Annotated in this window: 13 protein-coding genes; 11 read left to right on the top strand and 2 right to left on the bottom strand. The window is 42.4% G+C overall.

Annotated features, from left to right (window positions below; genetic code table 11):
- Nucleotides 1-55: 55 nt before the first annotated feature.
- Both HMPREF1534_RS12310 and HMPREF1534_RS12315 read left to right on the top strand, forming a co-directional pair.
- Entirely contained in the window at nucleotides 56-2,386 is a 2,331-nt protein-coding gene (locus HMPREF1534_RS12310; protein WP_005938826.1) for a transglycosylase domain-containing protein, read from the top strand.
- Nucleotides 2,387-2,633: 247 nt separating this feature from the next.
- Nucleotides 2,634-3,461, top strand: coding sequence for an exodeoxyribonuclease X C-terminal domain-containing protein (locus tag HMPREF1534_RS12315; protein WP_005938823.1), 828 nt, complete (start codon nucleotides 2,634-2,636; stop codon nucleotides 3,459-3,461).
- A 63-nt stretch (nucleotides 3,462-3,524) separates the two neighbouring features.
- Here the strand turns inward: HMPREF1534_RS12315 and fsa are convergent, their stop codons facing one another.
- Both fsa and HMPREF1534_RS12325 read right to left on the bottom strand, forming a co-directional pair.
- A complete protein-coding gene (gene fsa, locus HMPREF1534_RS12320; protein WP_005938820.1) occupies nucleotides 3,525-4,181 on the bottom strand; it encodes a fructose-6-phosphate aldolase in 657 nt (218 codons plus the stop codon).
- 186 nt (nucleotides 4,182-4,367) lie between these two features.
- Nucleotides 4,368-4,739: a 2-amino-4-hydroxy-6-hydroxymethyldihydropteridine diphosphokinase gene (locus HMPREF1534_RS12325; RefSeq protein ID WP_005938817.1), complete on the bottom strand. Its 372-nt coding sequence runs from the start codon at nucleotides 4,737-4,739 to the stop codon at nucleotides 4,368-4,370.
- A 77-nt stretch (nucleotides 4,740-4,816) separates the two neighbouring features.
- Between HMPREF1534_RS12325 and kdsB the strand changes: the two genes are divergently transcribed.
- The 9 genes from kdsB (at nucleotide 4,817) to proS (ending at nucleotide 14,862) form a co-directional block, all read left to right on the top strand.
- Nucleotides 4,817-5,581, top strand: a complete 765-nt coding sequence (gene kdsB, locus HMPREF1534_RS12330; protein ID WP_005938814.1) for a 3-deoxy-manno-octulosonate cytidylyltransferase — start codon at nucleotides 4,817-4,819, stop codon at nucleotides 5,579-5,581.
- Nucleotides 5,578-6,867, top strand: a complete 1,290-nt coding sequence (locus HMPREF1534_RS12335) for a M16 family metallopeptidase (protein ID WP_005938811.1) — start codon at nucleotides 5,578-5,580, stop codon at nucleotides 6,865-6,867. The genes kdsB and HMPREF1534_RS12335 overlap by 4 nt, the downstream gene beginning before the upstream one ends.
- Nucleotides 6,868-6,935: 68 nt before the next feature.
- Nucleotides 6,936-8,054 carry an MORN repeat-containing protein gene (locus tag HMPREF1534_RS12340; RefSeq protein ID WP_005938808.1) on the top strand — a complete coding sequence of 373 codons (1,119 nt, stop codon included), beginning with the start codon at nucleotides 6,936-6,938 and terminating at the stop codon, nucleotides 8,052-8,054.
- Nucleotides 8,055-8,058: 4 nt separating this feature from the next.
- Nucleotides 8,059-8,847, top strand: a complete 789-nt coding sequence (locus HMPREF1534_RS12345) for an inositol monophosphatase family protein (protein ID WP_025066847.1) — start codon at nucleotides 8,059-8,061, stop codon at nucleotides 8,845-8,847.
- A 73-nt stretch (nucleotides 8,848-8,920) separates the two neighbouring features.
- Nucleotides 8,921-9,586, top strand: coding sequence for a DUF2461 domain-containing protein (locus HMPREF1534_RS12350; protein ID WP_005938802.1), 666 nt, complete (start codon nucleotides 8,921-8,923; stop codon nucleotides 9,584-9,586).
- A 34-nt stretch (nucleotides 9,587-9,620) separates the two neighbouring features.
- Complete coding sequence (locus tag HMPREF1534_RS12355) at nucleotides 9,621-10,061, top strand: YhcH/YjgK/YiaL family protein (protein WP_005938800.1); 441 nt, start codon at nucleotides 9,621-9,623, stop codon at nucleotides 10,059-10,061.
- A gap of 37 nt (nucleotides 10,062-10,098) precedes the next feature.
- The gene (locus HMPREF1534_RS12360) at nucleotides 10,099-12,126 is read left to right on the top strand and encodes an alpha amylase C-terminal domain-containing protein (protein ID WP_018452755.1); all 2,028 of its coding nucleotides are present in this window, start codon (nucleotides 10,099-10,101) and stop codon (nucleotides 12,124-12,126) included.
- Between the two features lie 6 nt (nucleotides 12,127-12,132).
- A complete protein-coding gene (locus HMPREF1534_RS12365; protein ID WP_005938796.1) occupies nucleotides 12,133-13,284 on the top strand; it encodes a DUF6057 family protein in 1,152 nt (383 codons plus the stop codon).
- A gap of 87 nt (nucleotides 13,285-13,371) precedes the next feature.
- On the top strand, nucleotides 13,372-14,862 hold the full coding sequence (gene proS, locus HMPREF1534_RS12370) for a proline--tRNA ligase (protein WP_005938794.1): 1,491 nt from the start codon (nucleotides 13,372-13,374) through the stop codon (nucleotides 14,860-14,862).
- Nucleotides 14,863-14,874 lie beyond the last annotated feature (12 nt).

Here is a 14,874-nt window from a genome sequence, read left to right as displayed (position 1 = left end):
CCTTCTATCTCAAAGTTTTTCCTTACTTTTGCAGTGATAATTACTAGAAACAGACATGAGGAAGAAGTTTATTTATGTACTTTGGGCGTTGGTAGCCTGTGTAATATTAGCTATAGCCTTCATTTTTACCGCGATAGCCAAGGGGTGGATTGGTTATGTTCCTCCTATCGAGGAGTTGGAGAATCCGAACTTGAAGTTTGCAACCGAGATTATATCCGATGATGGCAAAATGCTGGGCACTTGGTCAATCAGTAAGGAAAACCGTGTTTTTGTGGGATACGACCAGTTGTCACCTAACTTGATTCATGCCTTGATTGCTACCGAGGATGAACGTTTTTCAGAACACTCAGGAATTGATGCACGTGCGTTTATCCGCGCATTGGTGAAACGCGGTATTTTGATGCAGAAAAATGCGGGAGGTGGTAGTACCATCACGCAGCAGCTGGCCAAGCAGTTCTATTCTCCTACAGCAGACAATGTGATGGAACGTCTGTTGCAGAAACCTATCGAGTGGGTAATTGCTGTGCAACTGGAGCGTTATTACACCAAGGAAGAAATCCTGACCATGTATCTCAATAAGTTTGATTTCCTTAATAATGCTGTGGGAATCAAGACGGCAGCAAACACTTATTTCTCTAAGGAACCGAAAGACCTGAAAACGGAAGAGGCGGCAACGCTGGTGGGTATGTGCAAAAATCCTTCGCTATATAACCCGAAACGTTTTAACGAGCGTTCCCGTGGACGTCGTAATGTGGTGCTTGATCAGATGCGAAAAACCGGTTATCTAAGTGATGCTGAGGCGGATTCGCTGAAGAAGTTACCGTTGGTGTTGAAGTATCGTCGTGTGGACCACAAGGAAGGTTTGGCAACTTACTTCCGTGAATATCTGCGTGGCGTAATGACAGCCAAGGAGCCGAAGAAGAGTGAATATCGCGGCTGGCAGATGCAGAAATATTATGAAGATTCTTTGGCGTGGAAAAATAATCCGCTGTTTGGTTGGTGTGCCAAGAATAAGAAGAAAGATGGTACGAACTATAATATATATACAGACGGACTGAAGATTTACACCACACTCGACTCACGTATGCAGCGCTATGCCGAAGAAGCTGTGAGTGAGCACGTAGCTAAATATCTGCAACCGCGTTTCTTCAAAGAAAAGTCGAAGAAGAAAACAGCTCCGTTCACTAGGAATCTGACTCAGGAAGAGGTAAATACTATCATGACCAGAGCCATGAAGCAAACCGACCGTTATCGTATTATGAAAGAAGCCGGATATTCGGAAGCTGAAATCCGTAAGGCGTTTGATACGAAGTATGAGATGTCTGTATTCTCATACGAGGGAGAGAAAGATACTATTATGACACCGATGGACTCTATCAGGTATTACAAGCATTTTCTGCGTGCCGGATTCATGTCGATGGATCCCACAACCGGATATGTAAAAGCATACGTGGGAGGACCTAATTATAATTATTTTCAGTATGATATGGCTATGACAGGACGCCGCCAGGTGGGGTCTACCATCAAACCTTATCTATATACGCTGGCGATGGAAAATGGTTTTTCTCCTTGTGACGAGGTGCGCCATGTGGAACAAACGTTAATAGATGAAAACGGACGTCCCTGGACTCCGCGCAATGCCAACAAGAAACGTTATGGTGAAATGGTGACAATCAAATGGGGGTTGGCCAATTCCGATAATTGGGTAACGGCATATCTGATGAGTAAGTTGAATCCTTATCAGTTGGTTCGTTTGATTCATTCGTTTGGTGTATTGAATAAGCAAATAGATCCGGTGGTGTCATTGAGTCTCGGTCCTTGCGAAATATCGGTAGGCGAGATGGTCAGTGCCTACACTGCGTTTGCCAACAGAGGAATCCGCACTGCACCGTTGTTTGTCACTCGGATAGAGGATAACGAGGGAAATGTACTTGCCAACTTTACTCCTCAGATGGATGAAGTTATCAGTGAATCGAGTGCATATAAGATGTTGGTAATGCTACGTGCGGTTATCAATGAAGGTACGGGTGGACGCGTTCGCCGTTTGTACGGCATTACTGCTGATATGGGAGGTAAGACGGGTACTACCAACAATAACTCCGACGGTTGGTTTATGGGCTTTACGCCTTCACTGGTTTCCGGTGTATGGGTGGGCGGTGAAGACCGCGACATTCATTTTGACACGATGGTCAACGGTCAGGGGGCTGCCATGGCGCTGCCGGTATGGGGACTCTATATGCAGAAAGTATATAAGGATAAAAGTTTGGGATATTCACAGGAAGAACGTTTCAATATACCCGAAGACTTTGATCCTTGTAAGGATACGCTGATGGATAACTCTTCGAGCAGCGAAGACAATACCGGCTTGGATGCTATTTTTGAATAAGTGACAAAACTTCTTCCTTTGCCTTTAAGACTTTGGAAATTATAAAGTAAAGCCCGTGTGGATGTGATAATTCTGCGGGCTTTTATTGTGTCTGCAGGTGATGTGGGTGTTTTTATTATTTTCTTCTTTGCAACGCATAGCTAAAGATTGGTTTTAAAGAGAAAAAACGAGTTTTTTTTGGAAAGTCCCCATAAATTCCTATATTTACGAAAAGGAAAACTTTAGTTGAATATGAAAGGAGGAGGTGATGGATAAAAATATAACTCTGTATCAGATAACCAATGTAATGGCTGAGAAAGTCTTTCAGAAAATAGACCATTTTAATAAGGGACGCAGGGAAGACACAGGATATTATGCGATTAGCGTTTCTACTCCCTACCGTTCTTATTATGCTTTGTGGCGCATCTTTCCTGATAATAGCCATTCTCCTTTGTTTGTACGCACTCTGGCTGTCACTTTCGATGATGCTGCCGAACGTGCATTTTTGTATTTGCAGAATTGTAATATCATGCTGAAGGTAAAAGATAACAGTTTCTTTGAGCCTTATTACGGCTCTTCCGAAGATATTGTGGCTTTCGGTAAATACAGAGGCAAACGGTTGGCCGAGGTGTATTATGTCGACCCTAATTATGTGTTATGGCTGGCTCATAAATTTGAAGCCCGAAATCCTCGCGATAAGAAGCTGGCTGTGATTGCCAAAGACTTTGCGGTGGTGCATTATGATACTGTGATTAGAAAACATCATTTGTCCGGCGGAAGCCGTTTCATAGGCGGAAAAGGAGAGAAGCTGGTCGATTTGCACTTGGAGGTACTGGGGGTAAGATTGCAGTTGGATAGCTACAAGACTCATGACTATTATGTGGATCAAAGTGTGTTGGCGGCAGATGCGGACGGCAATCGTTTTTCCTTTGTTATAAAAGCAGCAGCACCTAGTCTGACACCGGATACATTGAATTGTTATACCAAGAAGATTAATCAAAGGGATACATTATATATTAAGTCGGCCAAAGTGCTGTCACATTATGAAAGCAGAGGAGTTAAATGTACCCGCATCGGTTATCTTAAGTTCAAATAGGAATATTTTGTAGGGGCGACGTTTGGTCGCCCGAATATACAAATGGATGAAATAATCAAAAAATCATCCGTTCACTTTTCGATAGTCGGCAAGAAACTTTTCTAGTCCGATATCTGTCAGTGGATGGGTCAGTAATCCTTTGATAGCAGACAGAGGACAAGTTACTACATCTGCGCCCACTTCAGCACATTGCAATATGTGCAAAGTGTTGCGGATGGAAGCGGCCAGGACCTGTGTTGTGTAATCATACGTCTGATATAAATCGACAATCTGGGCAACCAGCCCCACACCGTCGCTACAAATGTCATCCAGTCTGCCCACAAACGGAGACACATAGGTTGCTCCCGCCTTTGCAGCCAGCAGTGCCTGCCCTGCGGAGAACACCAGCGTGCAGTTGGTGCGGATGCCTTTGTTGCTGAAATACTTGATGGCCTTGATACCGTTTTCAATACAAGGCACCTTTACTACGATGTGTGGGTTGAGGGCGGCAAGTTCTTCGCCCTCACGAATCATTTCTTCATAGTCGGTGGCAATCACTTCGGCACTGACATCCCCGTCCACGATATTACATATCTCGATGTAATGCTTATGTTGGTTTTCAACTCCTTTAATGCCTTCTTTAGCCATTAAAGATGGATTTGTAGTCACGCCATCCAATACGCCCAATGCGTTTGCCTCGCGGATTTGCTCCAAATTGGCTGTGTCAATAAAGAATTTCATAACTTTTCTTTTTAGATAATTAAAATCAGGTTAGCAATAGAGTGCTAAGCTACTGATATTAATGATAATAAACAAGCAAATGTTCCGATTAATTCATTATGAATTTAAAACGTGCCTAAATTTGAATAACCTTAGATATGTTATAGCAAGAGTGAAGAAGAGTTGCCAATGGTAGGAAAGGTGAAATCAGAGGAGAGATATTCCGCGGCGAATGTATTCTCTCTTCATATCTTCCGGCTTCAGTACCTTGTTGTCAAAGGTCAGCAGGTCAATATCCAGTTTTACTATTCCTTGTGCCTTATCTCCGGGAAGGCGTCCGCTGTGTCGTTCCAGTTCCTTGAACAGGTTGTGGACGGACTCGGATGACAGAGTGGTGGTGAATCTTGCCAACTGATTGCTGAAAGGAGAATGGAATCCGCTTCCGATAGCTTGTGTTTCCATAAGTTCGCCGAAATGAATGTCGGGGAAGGCTTCACTCAGAACTTTTCGTGCATCCGAAAGCTGTGTGAAACGGTTTGTGTTAGAGCCCATACAAAGCAAACAGTGGTGTTCGTTCATAACATTTATTGCATTTATGCTGCAAAAGTAAGAAATGTTTTTGTACTTTTGCGTGATTATATAAAAGAAATAGAACCATGAAATTTATCGGAATTATTCCTGCAAGATACGCCTCCACGCGTTTCCCGGCTAAACCTTTAGCCCTTTTGGGAGGCAAACCTGTGATTCAAAGAGTTTATGAACAAGTGGCCGGTGTTTTGGATGAGGCTTATGTGGCTACAGATGATGAACGTATAGAAGCTGTTGTAAAGGCGTTCGGAGGTAAGGTTGTGATGACTTCCATCGACCATAAGAGTGGCACTGACCGTTGTTATGAGGCTTTTACCAAGGTGGGACAGGGTTATGATGTCATTGTCAATATTCAGGGGGACGAACCTTTTATCCGGCATTCGCAACTGGAGGCTGTCAAGTCTTGTTTTGATGATGCCTCCACGCAAATTGCTACTTTAGTGAAACCTTTCACTCCCGAAGATGGCTTTGCAGCGTTGGAGAATGTAAATTCTCCCAAGGTGGTAGTTAACAAGAATATGAACGCATTGTATTTCAGTCGCTCTATTATCCCTTATCAGCGTAATGCCGGAAAGCAGGATTGGCTGGCAGGACATACTTATTACAAGCATATCGGTCTCTACGCTTATCGTGCTGATGCGCTGAAGGAAATTACTGCTCTTCCACAATCTTCACTGGAATTGGCCGAATCGTTGGAACAGCTCCGTTGGTTGGAGAATGGTTATACAATTAAGGTCGGTATCAGTGAAGTGGAAACAATAGGTATCGATACTCCTCAGGATTTGGCACGTGCAGAAGAATTCTTAAATCAGCAGGAGGCAAAGAACGCATGACTTTAGACAGAACAACCCCACCGGCTATCCGCCAGCTAAGTGAATTCAGTATCTCACTTCCTGAACGGAGAGTGATGAAGAATGGTATGCCGCTGAATATTATTAATGCCGGAACAGAAGATGTTGTCCGTTTTGACCTATTGATCGGTGGTGGACAATGGCATCAGGAACAGCCTTTACAAGCGATGTTCACCAATCGTATGCTACGTGAAGGGGCAGGAAGCATGACTTCGGCGCAGATTGCCGAGAAACTGGATTATTATGGGGCTTGGTTGGAACTTTCTTCATCGGTGAATTATGGTTTTATTACACTTTACTCATTAAATAAGTATTTCTCCCGCACTTTGTCTGTCATTGCTGAAATGGTGAAAACGCCACTTTTCCCTATAAAGGAGCTTTCGGTGGTTGCGGATACCAATAAACAGCAGTTTTTAGTCAATAGTACGCGTGTGGAAATGATTGCACGTAAACAATTGAATCGTGCCTTGTTCGGTGCCGAACATCCTTTCGGACGTTATGCGGTGGCTGAAGATTACGATCGTATCACCCCTGAAGTATTGCACGATTTTTACCGGAAGTACTACCATTCGGGTAATTGCTCAGTTTATATATCGGGAAAAGTCACTCCCGATATCATTCGGAGCGTTGAAGAGAATTTGGGTAATGAGGCATGGGGAGAGGTGAAAGATAAACCTGTGATGCAGGCAGTTGTACCCCGAACTACTTCTGAGAAACACCTCTTTGTCGAACGTGAAGATGCTCTGCAAAGCTCCCTCAAAATGGGAAGTTTTGTGATGGAACGTCATCATCCCGATTTTTTGAAGGCGAGAGTGATGGTGACTTTGTTTGGAGGTTACTTCGGTAGTCGGCTGATGTCCAATATCCGTGAAGAAAAAGGATATACTTACGGTATTGGAGCGGGGATTGTATCTTATCCTGATTCGGGGATTTTAATTATCAGTACTGAAGCGGCGAATGAATACATTAATCCCATTATCACCGAAGTTTATCGCGAAATGGATAAACTTTGCAATGAGCCGGTGCCGCAAGAGGAACTAGAAATGGTGAAGAACTATATGTTGGGCGATTTATGCCGTTCATATGAAGGTCCATTCTCCCTGTCGGATGCATGGATTTATATTGAAACGGCAGGATTGGACGATAAGTTTTTTATCCGTTCGTTGGATGCTATCCGTGGAATCACGAGAGAGGAAATACAGAGATTGGCACAGACTTATTTCTGCAAAGAAAACTTAATAGAGGTCGTTGCGGGTAAAAAAGTGTAATAACTTGCAACGCTGAAAGCAGAAAGTAGTATCTTTGACTATCTTATCTATTATTTAGAAACGAACCAATGAAGAAATACGCATATATATTATTGATTTTGGCTTCGGTCAGCACAATGGCTACCGCTCAAATAAAGATAGGCAACTATTCTTTTAAGGATGGAAGCGAGTATACAGGAGAACTGAAGGGCCGCAAACCTAACGGAAAAGGAAAGACAGTCTTCAAGAATGGAGACATTTATGAAGGTCAGTATGTAAAAGGAAAACGCGAAGGTGACGGAACCTATACGTTTCACGACGGAGAGAAATATGTGGGGCAGTGGTATCAGGACCAGCAGCATGGCAACGGTACTTTCTATTTTATGAACAACAATCGTTATGAAGGTATGTGGTACACCGATTACCAGCAAGGTGAGGGTACTATGTATTATTATAATGGCGACATCTATGTAGGCAATTGGTTTCAAGACCAGCGCAGCGGTAAAGGTTCCTATACGTGGAAAGCCGGTGCGCAATACGTGGGTGAGTGGAAGAATGATAAGAAAAACGGTGAAGGTACGATGGTATGGCCCGACAAATCAAAATACGAAGGGCAATGGAAGGATGATATGCGTGACGGAAAAGGTACCTTTGTATATGTAAATGGCGATAAATACGTAGGCGATTGGAAAGCAGATGTGCAGGATGGCAAAGGCATTTATTATTTCCATAGCGGAGATCGTTATGAAGGTGATTATGTAGATGGTGAGCGTACAGGCGAGGGTATTTATTATCATAAAAACGGTGATAAGTATGTCGGCACATTTAAAGATGGGGAGCAACACGGAACAGGTACATTTACTTGGGCAAACGGAGCAGTGTATGATGGCCAATGGGTTAATAACCAGCGTAATGGCAAAGGTCATTATGTTTGGGCCAACGGTGATGAGTATGAAGGTGACTGGAAGAACAATATGGCCGACGGTGAAGGAGTCCTTCAAATGAAAGACGGAAGTTGCTATAAGGGTCATTTCTCTAAAGGGAAAGAAGATGGCAAAGGTGTGCTGGTGGATAAAAACGGTGTACGTTTTGACGGATTCTTCAAACAGGGAAAGAAGCATGGTGCTTTTGTCGAAACGGATAAAGACGGAAAGATTATCCGTAAAGGCGTATATAAATTTGGTACATTGGATGCCTCTCAAAAATAAGGATATGTTAGACTTAGAACAAATTACCAAAAAAGTACGTGAAATAGCACTCCAAGGGGGTGCTTTTCTTCGTAATGAGCGTAGTAGTTTCGACCGTGGCAGAGTGGAAAAGAAAAATGCTCATGATTATGTGTCTTATGTGGACAAGGAATCGGAACACAGAATTGTAGCGCAATTGCGCGAACTGGTGCCTGAAGCAGGCTTCATTGCCGAAGAAGGTTCAGGCAGTCTGACTGACGAAGAGTATTGCTGGTTGGTAGATCCGTTGGACGGAACCACCAACTTTATCCATAATAATGCACCTTACTGTATCAGCATTGCTTTGAGAAACCGCGAAGAATTGCTGGTGGGAGTGGTATATGAAGTGTGTCGTAATGAACTTTATTGGACATACAAAGGTTCGCCGTCTTATCTGAACGGTAGGGAAATTCATGTGTCGGATGTAGCGGACATGGATGAGGCTTTCGTTGCGTTAGGATTTCCTTACAATTTTCAATCCTATAAGCCACTTGCCGAGCATATAGTGCATAAACTTTATGGCAATGTAGGCGGTCTTCGTCTACAGGGAGCTGCGGCTGCTGAATTGTGCTATGTGGCAGCCGGGCGCTTTGAAGCCCGTATAGAAGGGTTCCTTGGTCCATGGGATATTGCTGCCGGCTCAATAATTTTGATGAATGCAGGCGGTAAAGTGACTGATTACAGTGGCGGAGAGAATTTCTATAATGGTCATGAGGTACTTGCAACCAATGGAAAGTTGCATAATGAGTTCTTGAAGATAGTAGGAAAAAGATAAATACTTCGTTTTTTTCTAGTTCGTTACAAATATATATTGTATATTTGTCAAGTAAACGTGTGACAAATAGAACATGGATATATCTATTATCTTTCAATTTTTAAAGGAACTGGCTGCAAACAACAACCGTGAGTGGTTTCAGGTGCATAAAGAAGAGTATTTGAGAGCACAGGCTGAATTTGAACAATTATTGACAGCTGTTATTGCACGAATCTCTTTATTTGATGATAGTGTCCGTGGTATAGAAGCCAAGGACTGTACTTATCGTATTTATCGAGATACTCGTTTTTCGGCAGATAAGACTCCTTATAAAATACATTTCGGTGGCTATATCAATGCCCATGGCAAGAAGTCGGACCATTGTGGCTATTATCTTCATTTGGAAAATGGAAACAGCATGCTTGCGGGAGGAAGCCTTTGTCTTGATTCTAAAGTACTGAAAGCCGTCAGACAGGCGGTATATGACAATATAGAGGAGTATAGAGCTATTGTAGAAGATCCTGCATTTAAGCGTTATTTCCCCATTATTGGCGAAACACATTTGAAAACAGCTCCAAAAGGATTTCCTAAAGATTTTGAATATATAGATTATTTAAAATGTAAGGAGTTTACTTGCACTTACATGGTACCTGATGACTTCTTCATGACACCTGATTTGATGGATAAGGTGGAGGACGTCTTCAAGCAATTGAAGCGTTTTGCCGATTTCACAAACTTCACTATTGATGACTTTGAATAATAGAAAGTAACATTAACCATTTAAATATAAAATTATGGTAGTAGATAAATTTGAAAATCTGGAAAAGTATGCTTCATTAAATCCATTGTTTGCAGAGGCAATCAAGTTTTTGAAGACAACCGATCTGAATGCTCAGGAATTGGGAAAAATAAAACTGCAGGGTGATGACCTGGTGGTTAACTTTTCGCAGACCAACCCCAAGACTAAAGAAGAAGCTAAATTAGAAACGCATAATCGTTTTATTGATATACAGATACCTTTGTCAGGAGTAGAAGTGATGGGATATACTCCTCGTGAGGATCTGCCTGAGGCTGAATATAATGCTGATAAAGATATTTCTTTTTACCATGGGCTGGCTGAAAGCTACATTCCTGTAAAGCCGGAAATGTTTGTAATCTTCTTTCCTCAAGACGCGCATGCTCCGGGGGTCACACCGGATGGCGTGAAAAAAGTAATCGTAAAAGTATTGGTGTAAAATAAAGGAAATGACTAACAGTATTAATTATCATATTATGGAAAATACAACTCCCAAATTAGGAATTATTGAAAGTGATCCATGGCTGGAGCCTTATTCGGCTGCCATTGAAGGACGTCATCAGCATGCAATCGACAAAGAACTTGAACTGACAAACGGCAAATCAACACTTTCTGACTTTGCAACCGGTTATCTTTATTTTGGTCTGCACCGTACTAAAAGAGGATGGGTGTTCCGTGAATGGGCACCGAATGCGAAAGAAATCTATATTATTGGAGATTTCAATGGTTGGAAAGAGAATGGCGATTATCGGATGTATCGCGTGAAGAATTCTCCCGGAGTGTGGGAAGTGGAACTCAATCCTAATGCTGTAAAGCATGGTGATTTGTATAAATTGAAAGTCCGTTGGAACGGTGGTGAAGGTGAGCGGATTCCTGCATGGGCAACTCGTGTTGTTCAGGACGAACAGACAAAGATATTCAGTGCTCAGGTTTGGGCACCGGAAAAACCTTATAAATTCAGAAAAAAAGTATTCCGTGCCAAAATAGATCCATTGATGATTTATGAATGTCACATTGGTATGGCCCAAAATGAAGAGAAAGTAGGTACTTATAATGAGTTCCGTGAGAAGATATTACCAAGAGTGGCAGCCGACGGTTATAATTGTATTCAGATTATGGCCATTCAGGAACATCCTTACTATGGAAGTTTCGGCTATCATGTATCCAGTTTCTTTGCTCCGTCTTCTCGTTTTGGTACTCCCGAGGAATTGAAAGAACTGATTGATACTGCTCACAGAATGGGTATAGCCGTTATTATGGATATAGTTCATTCTCATGCAGTTAAGAATGAAGTAGAAGGATTGGGCAACTTTGCCGGAGATCCGAATCAATACTTTTATCCCGGTGTGCGTCGTGAGCATCCGGCATGGGATTCATTGTGCTTTGATTATGGTAAGAATGAAGTGATACACTTCTTATTGTCCAACTGTAAATATTGGCTGGAAGAGTTTCATTTCGATGGTTTCCGTTTTGATGGTGTGACTTCCATGCTGTATTATAGCCACGGTTTAGGTGAAGCATTCTGTAATTATGGTGATTATTTTAATGGCAATCAGGACGATAATGCAATTTGTTACCTTACATTGGCCAATAAGCTGATTCATCAGGTGAATTCTAAAGCTATCACTATTGCAGAAGAAGTATCGGGCATGCCGGGGCTGGCTGCACCTTACCAAGACGGAGGATATGGTTTCGACTACCGTATGGCTATGAATATTCCTGATTATTGGATTAAGACAATCAAAGAAAAAATAGACGAAGATTGGAAACCGAGCAGTATGTTTTGGGAAGTGACCAACCGCCGCAAGGACGAGAAAACCATTTCGTATGCCGAAAGTCATGATCAGGCTTTAGTAGGAGACAAGACAATTATATTCCGCCTGATAGATGCTGATATGTATTGGCATTTCCAGAAAGGAGACGAGAATTATAACGTACATCGCGGTATTGCTCTGCATAAGATGATCCGTTTATTAACAGCATCTACCATTAACGGCGGTTATCTGAACTTTATGGGTAATGAGTTCGGCCATCCTGAATGGATTGATTTTCCGCGCGAAGGTAATGGATGGTCGCATAAATATGCACGTCGCCAATGGAACTTGGTAGACAATAAAAACCTGTGTTACCATTATTTGGGTGATTTTGATTCGGCTATGATACATACCCTCAGAGAGATGAAGAATATACAGGATACTCCGGTGATTGAAGTATGGCATAATGACAGTGACCAGGTATTGGCATACCGTCGTAAGAATAATATCTTCGTTTTCAATTTCAATCCGACTCGGTCGTTTACAGACTATGGTTTTTTGGTTCCTTACGGAGCATACGAGGTTGTTCTCAATACCGATGCAAAAGAATTTGGAGGTTTTGGCTTGGCAGACGATAGCATACGACATCTGACCAACTTTGATCCTCTTTATAAAAGAGAAGGAAAAGAATGGTTGAAACTGTATATTCCGGCTCGTTCAGCAGTGGTTTTGAAAAAAGTGAAAGAATAATTTTATATGAGTAGCAATACCAATTTGTCCTATAAAAGAGCCGTTCGCATCCTCACGGGTGCGTGCGGTCTTCTTTTCTCTGCTTTCAGTTTCATCTATCTTTACCTGTTTCAGGGTGATGTATTGGGGGCATTACACTATTCGTTGTCTCAGGGAAAGACTCATTATTCGCCTTTGGCGGGAGCCATTATCATTACACTTGTCTTATTAATATTCAGATGGGGGATAAATGGCTTGTTGGGGTTGAAAGGTTCGGTAAGGTCACTTTCATATTTCCCTTCCTGTCTATTGTTGGGAGTGCTGACGGATGTGAACCGTTCTCTTTATCATGGTGGAAACTTTGCGGATAAATGGTTATGGCTGTTACCTCTTTTACTTATTATGTATGTCGGAGTTGTGTTTGTGCTTCGGCGAATATTTCGTCATTGGCTGGATCATGAAAGTTCTGTAATTGGGCTGATCAACTCTAATTTAGCTATTTTGCTGATACTGTGTCTGATGACGGCGTGTATCGGCAATTCGGATATTAACTTTCATCATGAGTTGGCTATAGAGAATGCCATCCGAGAGAAAGATTATAAAGCTGCACGCAAAGTGGGATACGAATCTTTGGACCCAAGCCGTACGCTTACCGTGCTTCGGGCATATGCCTTGTCGCGTGAGGGAACGATGGGCGAGCACTTGTTTGAGTATCCTCAATACTACGGTTCGGATGGTTTGCTGTTTTCTTCGTCTTCGCAGGGCACCTTGCGATTGGATGCAGACAGTTTGTACAATTATCTGGGAGCTAAACCTTATACGGCAGAAAGTACGACCGATTTCCTTGCCCGTATTTGTCGGGATGAAGTAGGGAAACATACCGCTTTGGACTACTATCTGAGTGCTCTGCTACTTGATAAGAAGCTTGATAAATTTGCTTCTGTCGTGGAAGACAGCTTTTTTGAGCAAGATACATTACCCCGTTATTACCGCGAGGCGATTATGCTTTACAAGCAATCACACCCCGCTTATCCGCGTGTTCTAAATGATACGCTGATGATACAACGCCTGCAAGAGTTTGATAAACTTCAAAAGGAATATACTTCACCGGTAGAGCAGAAGAACCGTATGCGACGCGAATTTGGCGATACCTATTGGTGGTATTACCGTTATCAATAATATTTTTGGGAAATCATTGGTACTTTCCCATGCTTTTTTACTACTTTTGCAGACTCTAAAAAGGATTGTAAAAATAACAATATAGCAATGGCAGTAGAATTAAAAGAACTTACCAAAAGAAGCGAGAATTATTCTCAGTGGTATAATGATTTGGTGGTAAAGGCGGATCTAGCCGAACAATCACCTGTGCGCGGATGTATGGTTATTAAGCCTTACGGATACGCCATTTGGGAAAAGATGCAGCGTCAGTTGGACGATATGTTTAAAGAAACAGGTCACGTTAACGCCTATTTCCCGTTGCTGATTCCTAAATCCTACCTTAGCCGTGAAGCCGAACACGTAGAAGGCTTTGCCAAAGAATGTGCAGTAGTGACTCACTATCGTCTGAAGAATGCAGAAGACGGTTCAGGAGTTATTGTTGACCCGGCTGCTAAGTTGGAAGAAGAATTGATTATCCGTCCTACTTCGGAAACTATTATTTGGAGTACATATAAGAACTGGATTAATTCATACCGTGACCTTCCCATTCTATGTAATCAATGGGCAAATGTAATGCGCTGGGAAATGCGTACCCGTTTGTTCCTCCGCACGGCAGAATTTTTGTGGCAGGAAGGTCATACGGCTCATGCAACTCGTGAAGAAGCAGAAGCGGAAGCACAAAAGATGCTGCATGTTTATGGTGATTTTGCAGAAAAATATATGGCAGTTCCGGTTGTCAAGGGTGTGAAATCGGCTAACGAACGTTTTGCCGGTGCACTTGATACTTATACCATTGAAGGTTTGATGCAGGATGGAAAAGCATTGCAATGCGGTACATCCCACTTCTTGGGACAGAACTTTGCAAAAGCATTTAATGTTCAGTTTGTTGATAAGAACAATAAACTGGATTATGTTTGGGCTACTTCATGGGGGGTATCTACCCGTTTGATGGGTGCGTTGATTATGACTCACTCTGATGATAATGGTTTGGTATTACCACCGCATTTGGCTCCGATTCAGGTAGTTATCGTTCCGATTTATAAGAATGATGAAATGCTGAAGAAGATTGATGCCAAGGTAGAAGGTATCGTGAAGAAACTGAAAGCCATGGGCATCTCTGTGAAGTATGACAATGCCGACAATAAGCGTCCGGGCTTTAAATTTGCCGATTACGAACTTAAAGGTGTACCCGTTCGTTTGGTAATGGGGGGACGCGACCTCGAAAACAATACGATGGAAGTAATGCGCCGCGATACTTTGGAAAAAGAAACCCGTTCATGCGATGGTATTGAAGAATACGTACAGAATCTGTTGGAAGAAATTCAGAACAATATTTATCAGAAAGCATTGAACTATCGTAACAGCCATATCGTAAAGGTAGACTCATACGATGAGTTTAAAGAACAAATAGAAAAAGGCGGGTTTATTTTGGCTCATTGGGATGGAACTCCTGAGACGGAAGACCGCATAAAAGAAGAGACAAAGGCAACTATCCGTTGTCTGCCTTTTGATGCAGACGAAGAAAGCCTTACTCCGGGCAAATGTATGGTAACCGGTAAACCATCTGCTCGCCGTGTACTCTTTGCTAGAGCTTATTGATTTTTTAGTCTT

This window comes from Phocaeicola massiliensis B84634 = Timone 84634 = DSM 17679 = JCM 13223, assembly GCF_000382445.1.
Classification (GTDB): Bacteria; Bacteroidota; Bacteroidia; order Bacteroidales; family Bacteroidaceae; genus Phocaeicola; species Phocaeicola massiliensis.
This window is presented reverse-complemented; position numbering and strand designations above follow the sequence as displayed.

What these genes read in the sequence shown, in the direction of transcription:
- HMPREF1534_RS12310 (WP_005938826.1), top strand. Translation starts at nt 56, where the DNA reads ATGAGGAAGAAGTTTATTTATGTACTTTGGGCGTTGGTAGCCTGTGTA.
- HMPREF1534_RS12315 (WP_005938823.1), top strand. Translation starts at nt 2,634, where the DNA reads ATGGATAAAAATATAACTCTGTATCAGATAACCAATGTAATGGCTGAG.
- fsa (WP_005938820.1), bottom strand. Translation starts at nt 4,181, where the DNA reads ATGAAATTCTTTATTGACACAGCCAATTTGGAGCAAATCCGCGAGGCA.
- HMPREF1534_RS12325 (WP_005938817.1), bottom strand. Translation starts at nt 4,739, where the DNA reads ATGAACGAACACCACTGTTTGCTTTGTATGGGCTCTAACACAAACCGT.
- kdsB (WP_005938814.1), top strand. Translation starts at nt 4,817, where the DNA reads ATGAAATTTATCGGAATTATTCCTGCAAGATACGCCTCCACGCGTTTC.
- HMPREF1534_RS12335 (WP_005938811.1), top strand. Translation starts at nt 5,578, where the DNA reads ATGACTTTAGACAGAACAACCCCACCGGCTATCCGCCAGCTAAGTGAA.
- HMPREF1534_RS12340 (WP_005938808.1), top strand. Translation starts at nt 6,936, where the DNA reads ATGAAGAAATACGCATATATATTATTGATTTTGGCTTCGGTCAGCACA.
- HMPREF1534_RS12345 (WP_025066847.1), top strand. Translation starts at nt 8,059, where the DNA reads ATGTTAGACTTAGAACAAATTACCAAAAAAGTACGTGAAATAGCACTC.
- HMPREF1534_RS12350 (WP_005938802.1), top strand. Translation starts at nt 8,921, where the DNA reads ATGGATATATCTATTATCTTTCAATTTTTAAAGGAACTGGCTGCAAAC.
- HMPREF1534_RS12355 (WP_005938800.1), top strand. Translation starts at nt 9,621, where the DNA reads ATGGTAGTAGATAAATTTGAAAATCTGGAAAAGTATGCTTCATTAAAT.
- HMPREF1534_RS12360 (WP_018452755.1), top strand. Translation starts at nt 10,099, where the DNA reads ATGGAAAATACAACTCCCAAATTAGGAATTATTGAAAGTGATCCATGG.
- HMPREF1534_RS12365 (WP_005938796.1), top strand. Translation starts at nt 12,133, where the DNA reads ATGAGTAGCAATACCAATTTGTCCTATAAAAGAGCCGTTCGCATCCTC.
- proS (WP_005938794.1), top strand. Translation starts at nt 13,372, where the DNA reads ATGGCAGTAGAATTAAAAGAACTTACCAAAAGAAGCGAGAATTATTCT.